Genomic DNA, 17,178 nt, shown 5'->3' on the forward strand with positions numbered 1-17,178 from the left:
CCCTACGCCCTACCCCCTACTCCCTACAATGCTTCCACAAACACTAGCGCCTCTCCAACAACAACTGCTTGATGCGGCAGAAAAGTTTGCCACAGATGCTCAACCTTTGAGTGAATTTTTAGCAGCTTTAGTCCAAGATGTAGAAAGGGCTACAGCCGAACCGTTAGAAATCTTTCCCGTATGTCACCACTCACCATCCTCAGCTTTGCAAATGGTTAGGCGTTTGCATGAAAAACCACTCAAAGCAATTTACCTGGAAATGTGTGAGGATTTACTCCCTGTTGTAGAGCATTTGCGGGATTGTAAATTACCTGTCGCATTACAAGCATTTGCTGCTGAATCCCAAACTTTTTCACCCAAATTAATGCCCTTAAGTGCAGTCGCACCGCTAACAGAAGCTTCTGCTGAATATCAAGCGATCGCTTACACTTTACAGCATCCAAACACACAACTGGTGTTTGTAGATCGGGCGGTTGATTTTATCTTTCAATGGGAACCGAATGAGTTGAAAAACCAAGAGGAATCCGAAGAACCGCCTTCAGATGAAGCTAAAATGCATGGTACAGCTGTGGGGGTGGAAGTTGGCAGTTTAGTTCCCACATTTGATCGCTTTCTTGGTTTTTTGCTGCGGAACTCCAACACGCGCCACTTTGCTGAGTGGTGGGATCAATATGTTGAGCAAGCTATTATTGGTGCCGATCGCGAAACCTATCGCCAAGTTATGTTTTTAATAGGTAGCTTAATGCGGCGGCTGGGAACGAACAACAAAGATGTGGAAAGCGATCGCCTGCGCGAACGGTATATGTGGACTGGTATCAAGCAGCACATGAAAGCAAACCATATTGCTCCTCATGAAGCTATTTACGTCTGTGGAGCGGCACACGCTGCTAGTGATGTTGCTGAATTTGGAGTTTCTAACAGTACAATATGGAATGACATTCCCGAACGGAGTCAAACGAAATGGCTGTACGGGCTAATTCCTTCAAGTTTTGCTGCTATTGAATATCAGTTTAACCATCCAGCCGGAACGATTTCCCTCGCTGAAGCTACTTGGAAAAAGAGCTTGAAGGTAGCTAAATTAAAACCATTCGTTCTTAAGAGGGACAAGGGGGACAAGGTAGAATCTTCTTCCTTGTCTACCCCATCTCCCTTGTCTACCCCATCTCCCTTGTCTCCCATTCCTCTAACAAACTTCCTCACCCGTTCACCAGAATTTGCAGAAGGGGATACAGAACAGCTCTTGCAATGGTGTGCTGATATTGTCGCGTCTGCACGTAAAAACGGATACTTAGCAAGTACGGCAGATGCTATAGCGATTTATCAGACTTCGATGCTACTGGCAGGAATGCGATATCGGGTTCATCCTACCCCTTATGATTTCCAAGATGCAGCTATTACCTGTTTGGAAAAAGATCGCACTCCCAAAAAACGTAATATTGCTCAACTATGTCGGATTTTACTGGGAGGCGATCGCATTGGAACGGTGGGCTATGCTTCCCTACCGCCGTTAGCTCAGGATGTTTACAATCGCTTAACACCACTTGGGGTGAACTTACTGAGCCAAACCAATCAGCGTGCTTTAATGGACTTCAAGCAACAGCCTGAGTTGTTGGCTTGTTCTGATGTTCTGTGGCGACTTCACTATTTAGTAGGCGATCGCCTTATACAAGCAATTATGGGAGAGCGAACTCTTGGGTTTAAGCCATTACAAGAATCTTGGGAAATTCGAATTGGTAAGAACCAGCGAGAAATTATCATGCTAGGTTATGAAGGCGTGACTATCGAGCAAGTTTTAGAACAACGGCTCAAACACTCTGTTTTCGGAGAGGGGGCAAAAACGAGTACTGTTTTAGAAGCAGCTGAAGATAGTATTTTATACCTCCATAGCTTGCGATTGACGCAAGAATTGGGACAACACGCGATCGCATTACTTTCCCAAGAAACAGGCGCTGAAGATGCACCTAAAATTTTTGAGAGGGTACGCCGTTTGGTGCATTACTACCGCACCACAGCGACAGGATTGCCAACTTGGATTGAACGATTTGTCGTTACTGGTTACGGGCATTATGCAACTCTTTTACCCAAAGCCTTTGCAGATCGAGGAACTTCACCCGAACAAATTGCTGGAATGCTGGGCTTTATCTTTACCCTGGAAAGTTTAGCGCTTTCTTTAGGTTGCAATCGCAGCCAGTTATTGATTGGAGTACAGCAAGCAAGGCAGGAGTTGGAAGATCGAGCCAAACTAGGTTTGCTGTGGACAACGGAATTGTTGCTAGGATTGCGAACCATAGAACAAATTCGCGAATTCTTTAACCAAGTGCTGAATAATGAGATGCAAATAGCTGCTTTTCCCGACTATCTCAACGGGTTTATTCTAGCGCTCAATTTTGCGCCTCGAATCGGTCAGTTAGTTGTAGAACTGCTGAGTAAACTCTTTGCTTCAGTTCCCGACTCAGTATTATTACCGTGGCTACCCAGCTTAATTTTACGCTTGCGACCTCATACTCAAATATTACAGGTGTTGCTGAAAGAAGCGGCAAGGATTTTCCCCCAAAATTTGAGCGATTTTGACAAATGGCAACCTTCTTGGATTGGTAAGGGAGAAAATTCTCAGCCAAAAGCTTCTGAAAAACAACCCATGCTAGCACCTCAAGAAATAGAAGTGCGGCAATTATTGTTTAATACGAGACAAACAACTGAAGCGTTGGCGCGATTGTTGGACGTAGAAAATGTCACTTGGGAAGAGGCTTTGCTATCTGACAAAGAATCGAATTTAGATGATGGCTTATCGGAAAAAGAAATTTTGATTCAAACTTTGCTTGTTTCTCAACCAACAACAATGAATTCTTTAGCAGGTTTTTTAAGGTAAGAAACTCATGACTCGTTCCCAGGCTCCGCCACAGAATGCCTTCATGGAGGCTCTGCCTCCTAACCCTTCTTGCGAACTATTTAGCAGTTTTATTTGGCTTTTGTTGCGATATGGAGAGTCTATAGTTATACTGTCTTTGAGATAACTCGCCCACATACAGGGAGTAGTTTCCCTCCTGCCAAAAACCAGAAATTTCTGGCTTGCCTCCAGAGTAACTGTCTGCTAATACGCAAAACTTCCCTCCCGGACCATCAATTAACAAAGTTGGCTTTCCGCCACTCTCGACTGTTAATCTTAGGTAAGGTAGTGCTTTTGTAATTTTGAGAACTTGACTGGGTTGCTCTGCAATCTTACCACAGTTACTTTCTTGCGTTCCTCCAGATGTACCATTGACAACTAAGGGATCTGGCTGCAGATTAGGACTAATTTGCACCACTTCCCCAGCCCAACTAGCATAATGCAGAAATAAACTGCTGAAGAATGCTATGGAGATGCCTTTTAACAATGTACTTTTCTTCATAAAATCATTATGTTTCCCAATTTTTATAAAGCGATTATTAATACACTTAATATCTAGTACATAAGACGATTATGCCAAATTTCTGTTCCTAATTGTTTGTCAGATTTTTATCAATAGAAAAAAATCTGACACGAGCAAATATTAAAAAAAATAAAGTTGGCAAACATTAATAATGCCAAAAGCTTGAACTTTAATGATTAGGAGCGATTTTTCAAGGAAAGAATTTCGCTAAAATCACAATATCAACTACTAACAATTAAGATATTTCCTTTCCACTTGGCTACGTCGCTAATTATAAGCGCACCGAAGGAAGTAAGAGTTGGTTTGTTGTTTGTAAAGTGTCTGAGCAGAGGTAAAAACATATGAATCGCCAACCTAACGATGACTTGCAGCGCCGCCTTGACAAGCTAGAGGCTGAAATTAACTCACCATCTGGAGTGACTCCACAATCGCAAGAAGCGAATTCACCAACCAATAAGGCTCTCAGATTTCTCTCGTACCATACACAGCGAGTTCTCGCTTGGTACAAAACTCAGACTGGAATAACAAAGATTGTTGTTTTGGGAGTTGGGTTTTTATTGGCGTTTTCCGTACTACAAGCAATTTTTAAGCTCGTGACGGCTGTTATTAGTCTGGCGGTCTTGTCAATCTTAGTGTACGTTGGATACAAATTTTTCATATCCAGTAACTCTCAACTTAAGTAGTAGTTTTTCAACGAGCTGAGAGTGGCGTAAAAATTAAAGTTAAAGGAATTTATCTAATGGCTACCCCAAGTGTGAGGAGAAATAGTAACGCCAATAACCAGGGAAAAACTCAATCTGTCCCCTTGACAACAAGGCGAATTGCTGCATGGGCAGCAGAATTGGCTCTCATTGTTACGAGTGGGTTGGTTCCCTTTAGTGTCGGTACATATTTAAATTCTAAAGGCGATCTCAACCGCGTACCTCTGAATCCCATACTGGTACAAACAGAACGTGCGATCGCCCGCCCACTTGCTTTACCTGTGAGCTACGGTGTTCGTAACGTCGCATGGCCCACAAATTTTTTGTGGACGCTTTCTTTGTTAGTCCCTCTAACACTATCAGGTTGGCAATTGTACTTACTTGCTAAAACAGGAAGCACACTTCCCAAAAGATGGTTGGGGATTAAAGTTGTTACCATAAACGGCAAGCCGGCTGGTTTGGGACCTATTTTGATACGGGAAGGAATTGGTCGTTGGGCTGTACCAATGTCTGTCGCATACCTTTTGTGGCGTTACAGCTTCTTATTTCCCAATTTAAGTGCTTTTATGAGCTTGGCGGGAGTTGTGTTGCTGTTAGAAGGAACAGGTTTCCCCTGGCAGCAAGATCGTCGCGCACTTCACGATCGCCTCGCAGGTACTTTCACTGTAGATGCGCTCAAACCTTTTACACCATCTACCGTAAAAGATGCCAAACGCAGTCAATCTCCATGGACTGAAGGGGATGAGGAAGCGGCTATTGCCTCAGTTGTCATTACCCCTGAAGAATCAAGGCAAATACCAAACTTGTTGCAATGGATACAGCAACAAAACCCAAACAAAACATTACTAGGGGTTGCGATCGCTAGCTTGGGTGCATTATTTGTCACATTAGTTGGGACACAAATGTACATTCATAGCTTACAAAACCAAGGCGGTAGGGGACAGAGCAATAGCGAGCAGTTTCTTACACTGGTGAAACAGTTAAACCCTGATTCTACTGCTACCATTGAGGAACGCCGCAGTGCAATTTCAGCTATGGCTACCCTCAATGACACACAAGCGGCTCAGTATCTTGTCGATCTACTGGTTAGCGAAACCAACCCCATTCTAATTGATACAATTCAGCAAGCACTCGTTGGGATTGGTCCCGAAGCCCTTCCCAATTTAAAGCGGATGAATCAGTTCCTTGTCAGCGAACTAGATGGCAGCAATAAATCGCAATCTCCAGAAGTGCGTCAGAAACAACTTTTTGCAAATCAAAGAGCAATTAACAAGGTTCTGTCTGCATATCACGGTAAGCTGGAAAATGTAGATTTAAGTAACGCCCAACTGAGTCCAAGCGGATCTGGGGATAGCTCTTTTAAATTGATATTAGACAAAGCCGACTTGTGGGGAATTAAGTTTAGAGGTGCAAATCTATCCTTTGGTACTTTTAAAGGCAGTCGTTTCCGGGGATTGGGTGAGGATGGACGCTGGGATACCTATGACGATTCGGTTTCCGATCTCAACCAAGCACGAATGACACACGCTAATCTTTCTGAAGCAAACCTCAGTCGTGTTTCAATGATTCGTGCCGATTTAAGTCGCGCTATCCTCAACAAAGCCAACTTATCCAATGCTCGCTTGTCAGGTGCTAACCTCAGTAGCGCTCGACTCCTGGGGGCAGATTTGCGGAATGCAGTCCTGCAAAATGCCAGTCTCACTGGAGCCGATCTGGGTGATGCAAAACTTAATGAAGCGGATATGTACGCAGCTCGTTTAGGTCGTGTAATTGCTGTTGGTACGCAATTGTCCTTTGCTAATCTTGTAAAAACTGATTGGCAAGGTTCAGATCTTTCTGGCGCTTACTTGGATCGTGCTAATTTGAGCGATGCGAACCTGAGTGCAACTCGCTTGACGGGTGCTGTATTAAACTCTGCTAATTTAGAGAATGCTAACCTGCGAAATGCTGACTTGAGCCTTGCAGATTTAAGGGGAGCAAATCTTAATGGCGCTGATTTTCAAGGAGCAATCCTGTCTCCTAGCAAACAGATCCTACCGATCAATTTGTACAGACCCCATCTCTCGTACACAATCTGCTGCAGTAGATGGAGTTGATTTTACTAACGTTAAAATTTAGATCCAAGCAGATAGCCGTAATTTGTACTCAAGAGGGCTTCATCCTCGTTGTCCGTAATAGGGGTAGGGTAGGTAGGGAGTAGGGGATCGAAGAAAGTGATAATTTTACTACCCACTCTCTAGTCTTATTGAAAATAGAATAATCTTAAAATCAATCCCAAAATCCAAAAATCGGTTAATCCAAAATCAAAATCCAAATCAAAATACCAAATACAAAATTGTGTAAGGAGTTGGGAATGAGCACGTAAAAATTTAACATCTCTTGTTTTTGCAAGTTTAGTCTTAAGTTTTACCCAATTCACCCAACCAGCACAAGCCCAAGTCGCATATGGTAGCTATGTTGGTATCGGTCCGTCTGTTGGTTTTGGAGATGGCGTTCAAGTAGGAGCGGTGATTGCCGGTCGTTATAAACTTCTAGAATTACCAATTTCTCTGCGTGCTCAAGCTTTCATTGGTAGAAGTACAGCCCTTGTCCCAACAGTTTCTTACGATCTTCCTATTAACTGGCAAACAGATGCTTACTTGGGGGCTGGAGTGGTGCTTGCTAGTGGGGACGATCCATCGCCGGTTGGTAATAAAATCAGCTTTGCTTTACAACCGGGTGTTGATTACATAGTTCCCAATAGCAACACAGTGATATTTGGCAATGCTATCATTGCCTTTGATGCTATTCGCGATGGTGGTACAGCTTTCTCTTTACAGGGTGGAGTTGGTTTAAGGTTTTAGTACGAGAAGGCAGTCATCGCGAAAATCCCTTTTCCCACTCCCTATTCCCTATTTTCAAGCTACTTTTTTCTCCTGAGATGTTATTAACTCTTCAGGGGAAAATACGCCATGCTCTGTAATGATTGATGTAATTAATTCAGCCGGTGTCACGTCGAAAGCTGGATTGTAGAATTCCACGCCGGATGCAGTCAAAATTGTGTTACCAATTTGATATATTTCCTCTGGATTGCGCTCCTCAATGGGGATTTTACTACCATCAGTTAAAGAAAAATCAACAGTGGAAAGGGGTGCAGCAACAAAGAATGGAATATTGTGTGCTTTAGCCACAAGTGCTAAACTATATGTACCAATTTTGTTGGCAGTGTCGCCATTGGCAGCTATTCTGTCAGCACCAACAACTACAACATCAATTAAACCCTGCTTCATGCAGTGAGCTGCCATACTGTCAGTAATGACTGTTACTGGAATACCTTCTTGGACGCACTCCCAAGCAGTTAATCTTGCTCCTTGCAAGCGAGGACGAGTTTCGTCTGCAAACAAACGTGCCAACCGTCCTTCTCGAAAAGCAGAACGCACAACACCTAAAGCAGTTCCATAACCTCCTGTTGCTAGTGCGCCTGCATTACAATGGGTTAGTATTGTCAGTTGTTCTGGTGTTTTGGGTAATACAGCCAAGCCATTGTCACCAATAGCATGACAGGTTTGTAAATCTTCTATGTGGATGCTTTGGGCTGTCTCTAAAAGAGTTTTTTTGATTTCTTCAATTGTGCCAAGAGTTTCGTAAGCAGCTTTCATCATCCGCGAAATTGCCCAAAACAAATTTACCGCCGTTGGACGTGTCGATCGCAACAGTTCTGCGACTTTCTCCAAACGGTTCAAAAATTCGTCGCGATCGCCAGTCTCGATTTCCCTCGCCCCAAGATACATTCCATAGGCTGCAGCTACACCGATTGCTGGTGCGCCTCGCACAATCATGGTTTTAATCGCCTGCGCCATATCTTCGCAACGGCTGATTTCTACAAATGTATATTCATTTGGTAAACGGGTTTGGTCAATCAGTGAAACTGAGTTATTGTGCCAAATAATGGAATAAACCTGGTTTGTGGAAGAATTCATGGAATTGAACGCTATGAAATTTTTCAAATTGTAACGTTAGCAATTCTACTAGTTCTGCCAAGTTTAGAAAAAGTATAGAGATGAAGAATAAGTTAAAAATAGCATCAGTACATTACTGAGATACATAGCAGTCTTTTAGATATCCGCATCTTCATACAAGTCAGCGATTGCGGCTTCAAAGTCAACACTGTGTAGTTGAAATGATTTATTTTCTGGTGTATAAAATTGCAAAACCCACAACCCCTCATCATTCCGGCGAAAACACTCGACTCGCTGACGTTTGGTGTTAATTAAAACGTATTCTTTGAGAGTTTCTAAGGTTTGATAGTCAGCAAATTTGTCTCCGCGATCGAAGGCTTCGGTAGAATCAGATAAAACTTCCACAATTAAACAGGGAAATCTTTTGTAAGCCGGGGTTTCCCTGTCTCGTTGGTCGCAAGTCACCATGACATCAGGATAGTAATATCGATTTAAAGATTCGATACGCGCCTTCATGTCCGTGATATAAACACGACAGCCCGTACCACGTACATCATTTCGGAGGAGTGCAAACAGGTTCCCAGCAACAGTAACATGGGGGTCAAGCGCCCCAGCCATTGCGTAGACATAGCCGTCAATGTACTCGTGTTTGATATCACTTTTTTCCTCTATTTGGAGGTATTCCTCAGGAGTGAGGTATATTTCAGGTGAAGCTACCATATTTAAAACTCCACATTTTCATATAAGTCGGCGATTGTGGCTTCAAAGTCAAGACTGTGTAGTCGAAATGATTTATTTTCTGCTGTGTAAGATTGCAAAACCCACAATCCCTCGTCATTCCGGCGAAAACACTCGACTCGCTGACGTTTGGTGTTAATTAAAACGTATTCTTTGAGAGTTTCTAAGGTTTGATAGTCAGCAAATTTGTCTCCGCGATCGAAGGCTTCGGTAGAATCAGATAAAACTTCCACAATTAAACAGGGAAATCTTTTGTAAGCCGGGGTTTCCCTGTCTCGTTGGTCGCAAGTCACCATGACATCAGGATAGTAATATCGATTTAAAGATTCGATACGCGCCTTCATGTCCGTGATATAAACACGACAGCCCGTACCACGTACATCATTTCGGAGGAGTGCAAACAGGTTCCCAGCAACAGTAACATGGGGGTCAAGCGCCCCAGCCATTGCGTAGACATAGCCGTCAATGTACTCGTGTTTGATATCACTTTTTTCCTCCATTTGGAGGTATTCCTCAGGAGTGAGGTACATTTCAGGTGAAGCTACCATAATTTAAGCCCAAATCTGTTTTTGCATTTTAAAACTTTCTTAAGCTGGATAAATTCGCAAGCGACGAAAAGGTTCTTCACCAAAACTTTGCGATTTGAGATTGTACCTTTCGACTAGTTCGTGTTGCATGGCACGAACTTTTGCAGAACGGGGAAGTAATTCCACAGGCTGTTTCTTGGGAATTACAATTTCCTCTACAGCAAGTCTAGCTTCTTCTAATGCGTCAATTTCATCATCTTCACGAACACTTCGGGCAAACCGATTGGGTTCGGGTTCATCGTCTATACTCGGTTCTTCCATACCCAATACCTGTTGTAAACTAGTGGTAATTTGAGTGTAGGAGTTGGCTTTTAGGGTATACACGGGTACCTGATGCTCTTCTGCCATGCGCCTGAGATTTGTGTGTTTTCTCGCATGCGATCGCAGTGCCAAAATTGCATCAGCTCTATTAATATCCTTTGTCAAAACTACTGGCAAGTTGAGTTCGCGAATCACCGTTTCCAATTGATGGTAACTAACACCATAAGGGTAAAGGTGGCACAGTTCATCTTCGTCAAGCGAATCTAGTTTGTCCCCTAAGAACTGTTGGGGTAACTTGGAGGATGTGTTTGAGGAGAATTCCAATTCTAATTCCCCTGAAAATCCATCTTTATTTTGGGTTTGAGAAAAAGGTAGTATCTTTCCAGCCCTTTGTCGCTTTTGGGATTGTTGGGAGAAGTTCAGACTAGAAACACTAGGTGACTCCCGCGTAATTGTTACCTGACCATTTTCATTAACAGTTCTAACTTCTGGATTCGGCTGATGTCCTCTTAATAAACTATCTACAGTATCAGCGACACTTCTATGGACGACCCAACGTTGTCGCTCTAACATTTCTACTGCAATATCAAAAGTAGGGGGAGCCTTTCTTTCCAAAACTGTTTTCTGAGTCCGTCGCCTTCTTGCTTCTTCATCGCCCAATGTGACAGATTGAATTCCACCAACTAAATCGGACAGAGTGGGGTTTTTAATGAGGTTTTCAATTTCATTACCGTGAGCAGTTCCTACAAGTTGTACCCCACGTTCGGCAATAGTACGGGCAGCTGAAGCTTCCAATTCCGTACCAATTTCATCAATTACAATGACTTCAGGCATATGGTTTTCCACTGCCTCAATCATCACTTGATGCTGAAGTTCTGGACGCCCTACTTGCATGCGTCTTGCGCGACCAATTGCTGGATGAGGTACATCTCCATCGCCAGCGATTTCATTAGAGGTATCAATTATTACGACTCGTTTATGAAAATCATCAGCTAACACGCGAGCAATTTCTCGCAAAGCTGTTGTTTTACCAACCCCTGGACGACCCAACATGAGAATTGATTGACCGCTTTCCACCAAGTCACGGATGATGTGAATTGTGCCATATATTGCTCGACCTACACGGCAAGTCAGACCGATAATATCTCCTGTGCGGTTTCTGATGGCGCTGATGCGGTGTAGAGTTTGTTCAATTCCCGCACGGTTATCTCCGCCAAACTCTCCTACCCTTTGAACGCAATAGTTGAGATGTGCTCGGGTAACTGCTGTTTCCGAAAGATACTCTGCTTGATGGGGAAACCGTGCTTCCGGACGCCGACCCAAGTCCAAAACGATTTCAATTAAATTATCGCGCTGTGGATGTTGTTGTGCAACCTGTTGAATTTCTGGCGGCAAAATCTCCAGTAATTTTTGGAGATCGTCTGTCATATACATAGTTTTAACGTTCTTTTAACAAAGATAGTCTCAGATCCCCGACAACTCCTGCGGGTACAGCTGGTCAATGGGGGTGAAACCCCTCATCTGTACTCTCTCGTTCCCAGGTTCTACCTGGGAATGCAGTCAGCGAGGCTCCGCCTCGCTTACCTAGTTGCACACTGGAGGCGGAACCTCCCTAAGGCATTCCCAGCCTTAGGTTGGGAACGAGGTTGGGGGTTTGATCCATCAAGAGCCAGCTGCATCTGTAGAAATTGTCGGGGATCTTGCAACCTCTTACAATCAATGTGTTAACAGTGAGCAGTAACCAATAAGTAGTGACCAGTTTCTAGTTAATATTTTAAAACTTTCATATGTATTAACTACACTTCTAATTTATATTTTGACAAGGACAATTTTTTGTTCTTTTGCGGAAACTACGAATCTATAGGTAGTATTTTCCTTACTACTAGGGTTTACACTTTATTAACCTAATAGCTTGTATTATCGTAGCATAAATAATACAAAACGGTGAATTTTTGTAAAATTCACTGAATTTTATTTCCTCCTTTAAGGAGATTTAGGGAGGCGCGAGCCTTAACTGAACCGTATTGGTGCATAACTCAACTCAAGTGCGACCTTACCTATTAGGCTAGTAAGGGGAATTAGTTACAGTGAAAACTCCACACACTTCCGCTTGGCGGTGAGGCATGGGGCTTATGCTTGGTTTTAGCTAAAATTATGATTAAGAAAGTAGTTATCATTGGCGCTGGACCTAGCGGTCTTTTACTTGCACACTATTTGTTACGTCGTGGAAAAAAATACCAAATCGAAATTTACGAACGTCGCGGTGACCCCCAGTTGGTTTCGTTTCCTAAATACAGAACTTATTCTCTGGCACTTTCGCCCAGGGGAATCAATGCTTTGAGAAACATTCTCGGTCTTGAGGAAGCTGTTAGGGCTGTGAGTGTGGAAGTGGCGGGAACTGTCATTCACCGAAAAAACGGTAAAACTGTATTTAGACGTATCAAAACCCCTCAACTGACTCTCGATCGCACTAATTTAGCGATCGCAATCCTACAAAATCTTGCTTCTAGTTACGACAATAGTCGTGTAAAAATTCATTTTAATTCTAAATGCACTCACGTAGATTTTACTGCCAAGAGAGTCACATTTGAAAGTCACTCTATCGGACAAGCTGAGTTTAGATACGTAAATTACGATTTGCTTATCGGTGCAGATGGAGCCAGTTCTGTAGTTAGAGAGGAGTTACTCAAGACCGATGGTTTTAAGTATCAGCAAACATGCTTTTATAAAGACTATAAATCAATTTTTCTGTCTCCGACTGATGCCGAGTCAAAAATTCAGCTTCAACCCGGTAATTTGCATTCATGGAGACTCAGACTCAACAATGCAACTAACTTATTGTTGCTTTATCAACTTGATGGAAGCTGGAGTGGGGTACTTAATTTTCCTCATGATAAAAATCAAATAGCTGAACTTTCTACCAAAGAAAAAGTTTTGCAATATTTTCACGAAAATTTTCCGGAAATAGCTGGAGCGATCGCAGACGAAGAAGCGGAAGCTTTTGCATCAAGACCAATATCAAGAGTTGTATCTGTTAGTTGCAATCGGTTTCATCATGGTGATAGCGTGTTGATAATTGGAGATGCGGCTCATGCAGTACCTCCTTCTATAGGTCAAGGTTGTAATGCTGCCCTTGAAGATGTGGTGGTATTTGATAATCTTTTGGATGAATATTCAGATAATTTGGCAAAAGCATTAGAACAGTTTACTATTCGTCGCCAACCAGATGCTTGCGCTTTATTGGAACTGAGCAACTACACTTTGCCTTTATCTCAAAAGTTGTTTGTTGAATTTCTCATTAGAACGAGCTTTTCTACACTGATGCACAAAATATTTCCCAAACAATTTCAGCCTTTTCTTTTTGATTTAATAACGGAAAGTACGGTTCCTTACTCAGAAATTCTAAATGATTACAAACATTGGATAACCAAGGTCAAAAAAACTAATGAAAAGGTTTTAAAGAAAATTTAGATGTTGTTGATTTTGAAAGGAAATTAAGAAAATGCTAAACAAAAATATTTGCCAAAATAGAAAAACCTATAGAGATTTAAAGGAATTACGTGAATCAAATTTGTGGTGGAATGGTGGAAATGAATGGGGTTCTTACCCGAAAAAAGAAATATTCCACGAACAGAAACAACCTCTTCAACAAGAAGAGAGTGAATTTACGCGCAATAAACCACTGGTATTGAGCATTCTAGGAATTGTAGCTTTAGTGAGTGTCGCCGCGTTAGCACAGGCTGAAAAAATATCTCACAGTTTAGAGGAGGTTCGGAAAAATTCAGTTCAACAACTCCTCTTGATGAAGGATGAAAGATGAAGAACCCCCAGAACGCAGTGGCTCTTCAATCTACCAATAACAAAATTATAAAATTCCGTAAATATTATCCGGATGGCACGAATGGCACTTATTGCGCTGTAGTGCGATCGCGCCAGTAAAATATAAAATAAAGTTAAAATTTTGCAGCAACGCTGGCAAAAACTGAAGAGCGAGGAAAGTAGCGAGCTGTTTCAGGTGAGCGCCCGTACATCCATCAGGCATTAACTGCTTGTGAAGGGCGAAAGTAAAGTAACTTAAAGTAAATATACTTAGATAAAGTGAAATTTTGAGATTCTCAAACTACAATATTATTAAGTGGCACCAACTAGCTTTGTTTGAAGCGTATTGTGGTGGAAACAAAAAAATCAAGCAGGAGGACGTAGCGACTTATAAGTAAACCTTGTCTTAATCTAACCAATAATCTTAATTTCGTATTTCACCGAATTGTTTTACTGCTTGGAACACTGAAAACTCTAGAAGTCCTTATTTGATTTTTGAAATATATGTAAGTAGGGCTAGACAGCACAAAAACATGATTTGGTAAGCTCAGCCCTACCTACAGGACTTAAAACTTTTCACAAATCATTTATGATTCCTACAGTTGATTGTGAGCCAAACCAGTTTTGCTGGTAAGTAAAATAAGATATGCCTGGGGGAGAAAGACTTACCCAAGCAGACTAATGTTATAAAAAGTTCAGGAGAGAATAGTTAACTTAATGAATAACGTTAAAGGAGACTATATCTCTGAGTCAACAACAAACACGCTCAAGTTAAAAGTTCGCTTGTGCAACCTCAAAAACCAGAAAAAATAGATTTGAATACGGAATACCTTTGCCCCTGTCGTCGGCGGGGACGGTTAATTCCGATTACATTGACAGAAGCATTTGGATGCGATCGCTGTCCGCAAATATTCGTAGTAGAAGATAATGGATATGTACTGGAGCAGCTATCCACCACCTATCCATACAAGCGAGCTTGGCGCTGGACGGGAAATTCTTGGCAAGTTGTCCATCCTCGTTTGGGAGAAAACTATTTGCCAGTAGCACTTGGCATAATATTCGTGCTAGTGATTATATGGCTACCACTAGCACTAAGATTGGCAAGTGGTTACAGCATTATTGCTTGGGCGATGGTGGCAGTTCTGTTGGCTATCCTACCAGCACTGATGGTCTGGCTCACCTACAGACGTTAACGAGGCGGACAGTGGATGATTTTGATGATTACTCCGAACCAATAGTCATGAGTGCGAGACGCGCCTACCATGCTTCCTTGAAATTAGGAACAACAAAAGGCGTAGACAGGAGCCGCGCTGTGCTGTCAATGGCACAGTCGCTCACGCGCTCATTTGACGATATTTTGGAAGCCAATACCCTGGATTTAGAAGCCAGCCGCGAAATGGCATTACCAGATTTAATGTTGGAATGGCTGAAACTGACTCCGAAACGGCTGGAGATGACAGTGGAAATTCTCCAGCGGTTGGGGGAATTATCAGATCCATTGCGGCGGGTTAGACACGCTGACTATCAACTAGAAGACTCACAAACTTACTCACAGTTAATGCCTTTGGGTGTGATAGCCTTTATTTATGAGGCATTTCCTGAGTTGGGAGCAATTGCTGCAGGTTTGTGCATCAAAACCGGTAACAGTATCATACTTAGAGGTGGTACAGAAGCAATTCATTCTAACAGTGCAATTGCGATCGCATTAACAAATGCCCTAGCTGATGTAGGTCTTCCAGAAGATTGCTTGCAGTTAATTACAAAAGAACATGGAACATCCATCAGAGATTTAGTCACTCAAGATGGGTGTCTAAACCTCGTTATTCCTTACGGGCGTTCTAGCTTAATACAGCAAGTTGTGAGACATTCAACATCTCCAGTTCTTAAATCAGCGATGGGTAACTGTTACCTGTACTGGTCACCCAATGGCAGTTTAGAATTGGTGCGCTGGATGATTGTGGACAGTCAGCAAAGTGAACCAGATCCAGTTAACGCCATTGAAAAAGTCTTGATTCATCGCCAAGCCCTACCATCATCCTTTATTACATTGTGGAACAGTTTGAAAGAAAAGGGCTTTGAAATCAAGGGAGACCCCGAACTAGTCGATGCCTTTCCTCAATTGCAACTAGCAAAAGATACAGAATGGGGAACCGCTTACTTAACAAAAACAGTTGCTTTCAAATTAGTGGATAGTCTAGAAGCAGCAATAGCTTGGATTAACCAGTACAGTAGCGGTCATGCTGATTGCATCGCAACAGAATCATATCAAGAAAGCCGCCAGTTTGCGTTAGGAGTTAATAGTGCTTCTAGTTATATCAACGCTTCTCCTCGGTTTTCCCGAAATCCTTCGCGAGGAGATTCCGTCTTTTTAGGAATGTCAAACCAAAAAGGACATCGGCGCGGACTGATTAGCCTAGAAAGTTTGACAACTATGAAGCACATTGTGTTGGGTAATGGAAGATTTTAGTTGTTTGTTAGTGGTTAGTGGTTAGTTGTTAGTTGTTCAAAAAACTACTAACCACCAACTACTAACTACTAACCATTAACCCTTATGATGGGTATAGTAGACCTTAGTTCCAGTATCCGGTACAAAATGGCAACTTATACAAGAACGCCACAATGAAGTGATAATAGGTTCCTCAGATTTGCGGAAATAGTCACCCAAGATAGGTTTAATCGCTTCAGTTGCCCTCTTTAAATTGTAGTGAGGGATGTTAAGGAATATATGGTGAGCAACATGAGTACCGATATCATGATGTATGTGATTGATAAAACCATAATCGCGGTCAATTGTTGAAAGCGCACCTTTGAGAAAAGTCCACTCTTCTTCGCGATACCAAGGAATATCAGGTTCGGTGTGGTGTAAAAAAGTCACCAAGTCCAGCCACATGACGAACACAAGATAAGGTCCAACGTAGTATTTGAGCAACCACATCCAACCCCATTGATAGGTAAGAAAACCAAGCAAACCTACCATACAAGTCCAAAGTACAGTGCTAGTGATAACATCCCATTTTTCCGAAGGTTTGAAGAGTGGGCTGTTGGGAGAAAAGTGAGAGCCTTCTTTATTTGGAGAACGTTTAAATAGATAAACTGGATAAGCCAATAAAAACAGATAATATCGGCCTATCTTTTGCTCCCAAGGCATTGCTTTGTACTGAGATTCGCTTACAGGGTACCAACTTTCGTCATTATCTAGGTGAGCGGTATTGAGATGGTGAGTTCTATGGCTAATTCGCCAACCGTGATAGGGAACGAGAATTGGTGTATGGGAAAGATGGCCGATCAGATCGTTGAGCCATTTCTTTTTAGAAAAAGATTGGTGTCCGCAATCATGCCCAACGACAAATAAAGCCCAGAACATTGTTCCTTGCATGACCCAGAAAATAGGCCAGAAAAACCAAGAATCCAATTGATGAGCAACTGCATAAAGCAAACTGATAATTAGGATATCACGGAAAAAGAAAAAGAGTGATTTTCCCACATTCGGCTGAAAGCATTCAGCTGGGATTGCAGCTTTTAAGGAGCTTAGGGTGAAGTGTAACTGGGCGACATTTTCAGATAGCTCACAGCTATTGTGAGTTTCAGTTGAATTGATGATATTGGTTTGCACTTTAATCTTGTTGTTAGGTGTTATCTGGTCTTTTACAAGGCAGTACTTTGCGTGCAGGTAAACAAAAGTTAACCTGCGTTTGTGTTTGCATGAAAGGTTTTCCTATCAGTT

General features: G+C 42.3%; 13 protein-coding genes and 2 pseudogenes. 9 read left to right on the forward strand and 6 right to left on the reverse strand.

Annotation, left to right across the window (positions count from 1 at the left end; translation table 11 throughout):
• Positions 1 to 2,869: DUF5682 family protein (locus F7734_RS32335; RefSeq protein WP_207714270.1), on the forward strand; the 2,869-nt coding region annotated here is incomplete at its 5' end.
• Between the two features lie 76 nt (positions 2,870 to 2,945).
• Here the strand turns inward: F7734_RS32335 and F7734_RS32340 are convergent.
• Entirely contained in the window at positions 2,946 to 3,389 is a 444-nt protein-coding gene (locus F7734_RS32340) for a hypothetical protein (protein WP_155748649.1), read from the reverse strand.
• A 362-nt stretch (positions 3,390 to 3,751) separates the two neighbouring features.
• On the opposite strand from F7734_RS32340, the gene F7734_RS32345 reads away from it, so the two are divergent.
• The 3 genes and pseudogenes from F7734_RS32345 to F7734_RS32355 form a co-directional block, all read left to right on the forward strand.
• On the forward strand, positions 3,752 to 4,093 hold the full coding sequence (locus F7734_RS32345) for a hypothetical protein (RefSeq protein WP_155748650.1): 342 nt from the start codon (positions 3,752 to 3,754) through the stop codon (positions 4,091 to 4,093).
• 56 nt (positions 4,094 to 4,149) lie between these two features.
• A pseudogene (locus F7734_RS32350) lies at positions 4,150 to 6,223 on the forward strand (pentapeptide repeat-containing protein); the annotation flags it as partial.
• Positions 6,224 to 6,486: 263 nt separating this feature from the next.
• Positions 6,487 to 6,954, forward strand: a pseudogene (locus F7734_RS32355) (hypothetical protein); the annotation flags it as partial.
• 54 nt (positions 6,955 to 7,008) lie between these two features.
• Here F7734_RS32355 and mtnA read toward each other — a convergent pair.
• The 4 genes from mtnA to F7734_RS32375 form a co-directional block, all read right to left on the reverse strand.
• Entirely contained in the window at positions 7,009 to 8,070 is a 1,062-nt protein-coding gene (gene mtnA / locus F7734_RS32360) for an S-methyl-5-thioribose-1-phosphate isomerase (protein ID WP_155748651.1), read from the reverse strand.
• A 135-nt stretch (positions 8,071 to 8,205) separates the two neighbouring features.
• On the reverse strand, positions 8,206 to 8,769 hold the full coding sequence (locus F7734_RS32365; protein WP_155748652.1) for a Uma2 family endonuclease: 564 nt from the start codon (positions 8,767 to 8,769) through the stop codon (positions 8,206 to 8,208).
• Between the two features lie 2 nt (positions 8,770 to 8,771).
• Positions 8,772 to 9,335: a Uma2 family endonuclease gene (locus tag F7734_RS32370; RefSeq protein ID WP_155748653.1), complete on the reverse strand. Its 564-nt coding sequence runs from the start codon at positions 9,333 to 9,335 to the stop codon at positions 8,772 to 8,774.
• A 39-nt stretch (positions 9,336 to 9,374) separates the two neighbouring features.
• On the reverse strand, positions 9,375 to 11,069 hold the full coding sequence (locus F7734_RS32375; protein WP_155748654.1) for a R3H domain-containing nucleic acid-binding protein: 1,695 nt from the start codon (positions 11,067 to 11,069) through the stop codon (positions 9,375 to 9,377).
• Positions 11,070 to 11,789: 720 nt separating this feature from the next.
• Here F7734_RS32375 and F7734_RS32380 point away from each other — a divergent pair.
• From F7734_RS32380 to F7734_RS32395, 5 genes are all read left to right on the forward strand, one after another.
• Positions 11,790 to 13,106 (forward strand): NAD(P)/FAD-dependent oxidoreductase, encoded by a 1,317-nt coding sequence (locus F7734_RS32380; RefSeq protein ID WP_155748655.1) that lies wholly within the window; start codon positions 11,790 to 11,792, stop codon positions 13,104 to 13,106.
• Positions 13,107 to 13,137: 31 nt separating this feature from the next.
• Positions 13,138 to 13,455 carry a hypothetical protein gene (locus F7734_RS32385; protein ID WP_155748656.1) on the forward strand — a complete coding sequence of 106 codons (318 nt, stop codon included), beginning with the start codon at positions 13,138 to 13,140 and terminating at the stop codon, positions 13,453 to 13,455.
• On the forward strand, positions 13,452 to 13,574 hold the full coding sequence (locus tag F7734_RS65560; protein WP_279239787.1) for a hypothetical protein: 123 nt from the start codon (positions 13,452 to 13,454) through the stop codon (positions 13,572 to 13,574). Before F7734_RS32385 ends, F7734_RS65560 begins: the two co-directional genes overlap by 4 nt.
• Before the next feature lie 665 nt (positions 13,575 to 14,239).
• Positions 14,240 to 14,647 carry a hypothetical protein gene (locus F7734_RS32390; protein ID WP_166482290.1) on the forward strand — a complete coding sequence of 136 codons (408 nt, stop codon included), beginning with the start codon at positions 14,240 to 14,242 and terminating at the stop codon, positions 14,645 to 14,647.
• 47 nt (positions 14,648 to 14,694) lie between these two features.
• The gene (locus F7734_RS32395) at positions 14,695 to 15,921 is read left to right on the forward strand and encodes a glutamate-5-semialdehyde dehydrogenase (RefSeq protein WP_155748680.1); all 1,227 of its coding nucleotides are present in this window, start codon (positions 14,695 to 14,697) and stop codon (positions 15,919 to 15,921) included.
• A gap of 75 nt (positions 15,922 to 15,996) precedes the next feature.
• Here F7734_RS32395 and F7734_RS32400 read toward each other — a convergent pair whose 3' ends face one another.
• Positions 15,997 to 17,067, reverse strand: coding sequence for a fatty acid desaturase (locus F7734_RS32400; protein WP_166482291.1), 1,071 nt, complete (start codon positions 17,065 to 17,067; stop codon positions 15,997 to 15,999).
• Between the last annotated feature and the right edge of the window lie 111 nt (positions 17,068 to 17,178).

The organism is Scytonema sp. UIC 10036 (genome assembly GCF_009725235.1).

Bases quoted from the DNA above. Each gene is read 5' to 3' on its own strand.
- F7734_RS32340 (WP_155748649.1), bottom strand. From the start codon at position 3,389: ATGAAGAAAAGTACATTGTTAAAAGGCATCTCCATAGCATTCTTCAGC.
- F7734_RS32345 (WP_155748650.1), top strand. From the start codon at position 3,752: ATGAATCGCCAACCTAACGATGACTTGCAGCGCCGCCTTGACAAGCTA.
- mtnA (WP_155748651.1), bottom strand. From the start codon at position 8,070: ATGAATTCTTCCACAAACCAGGTTTATTCCATTATTTGGCACAATAAC.
- F7734_RS32365 (WP_155748652.1), bottom strand. From the start codon at position 8,769: ATGGTAGCTTCACCTGAAATATACCTCACTCCTGAGGAATACCTCCAA.
- F7734_RS32370 (WP_155748653.1), bottom strand. From the start codon at position 9,335: ATGGTAGCTTCACCTGAAATGTACCTCACTCCTGAGGAATACCTCCAA.
- F7734_RS32375 (WP_155748654.1), bottom strand. From the start codon at position 11,069: ATGTATATGACAGACGATCTCCAAAAATTACTGGAGATTTTGCCGCCA.
- F7734_RS32380 (WP_155748655.1), top strand. From the start codon at position 11,790: ATGATTAAGAAAGTAGTTATCATTGGCGCTGGACCTAGCGGTCTTTTA.
- F7734_RS32385 (WP_155748656.1), top strand. From the start codon at position 13,138: ATGCTAAACAAAAATATTTGCCAAAATAGAAAAACCTATAGAGATTTA.
- F7734_RS65560 (WP_279239787.1), top strand. From the start codon at position 13,452: ATGAAGAACCCCCAGAACGCAGTGGCTCTTCAATCTACCAATAACAAA.
- F7734_RS32395 (WP_155748680.1), top strand. From the start codon at position 14,695: ATGAGTGCGAGACGCGCCTACCATGCTTCCTTGAAATTAGGAACAACA.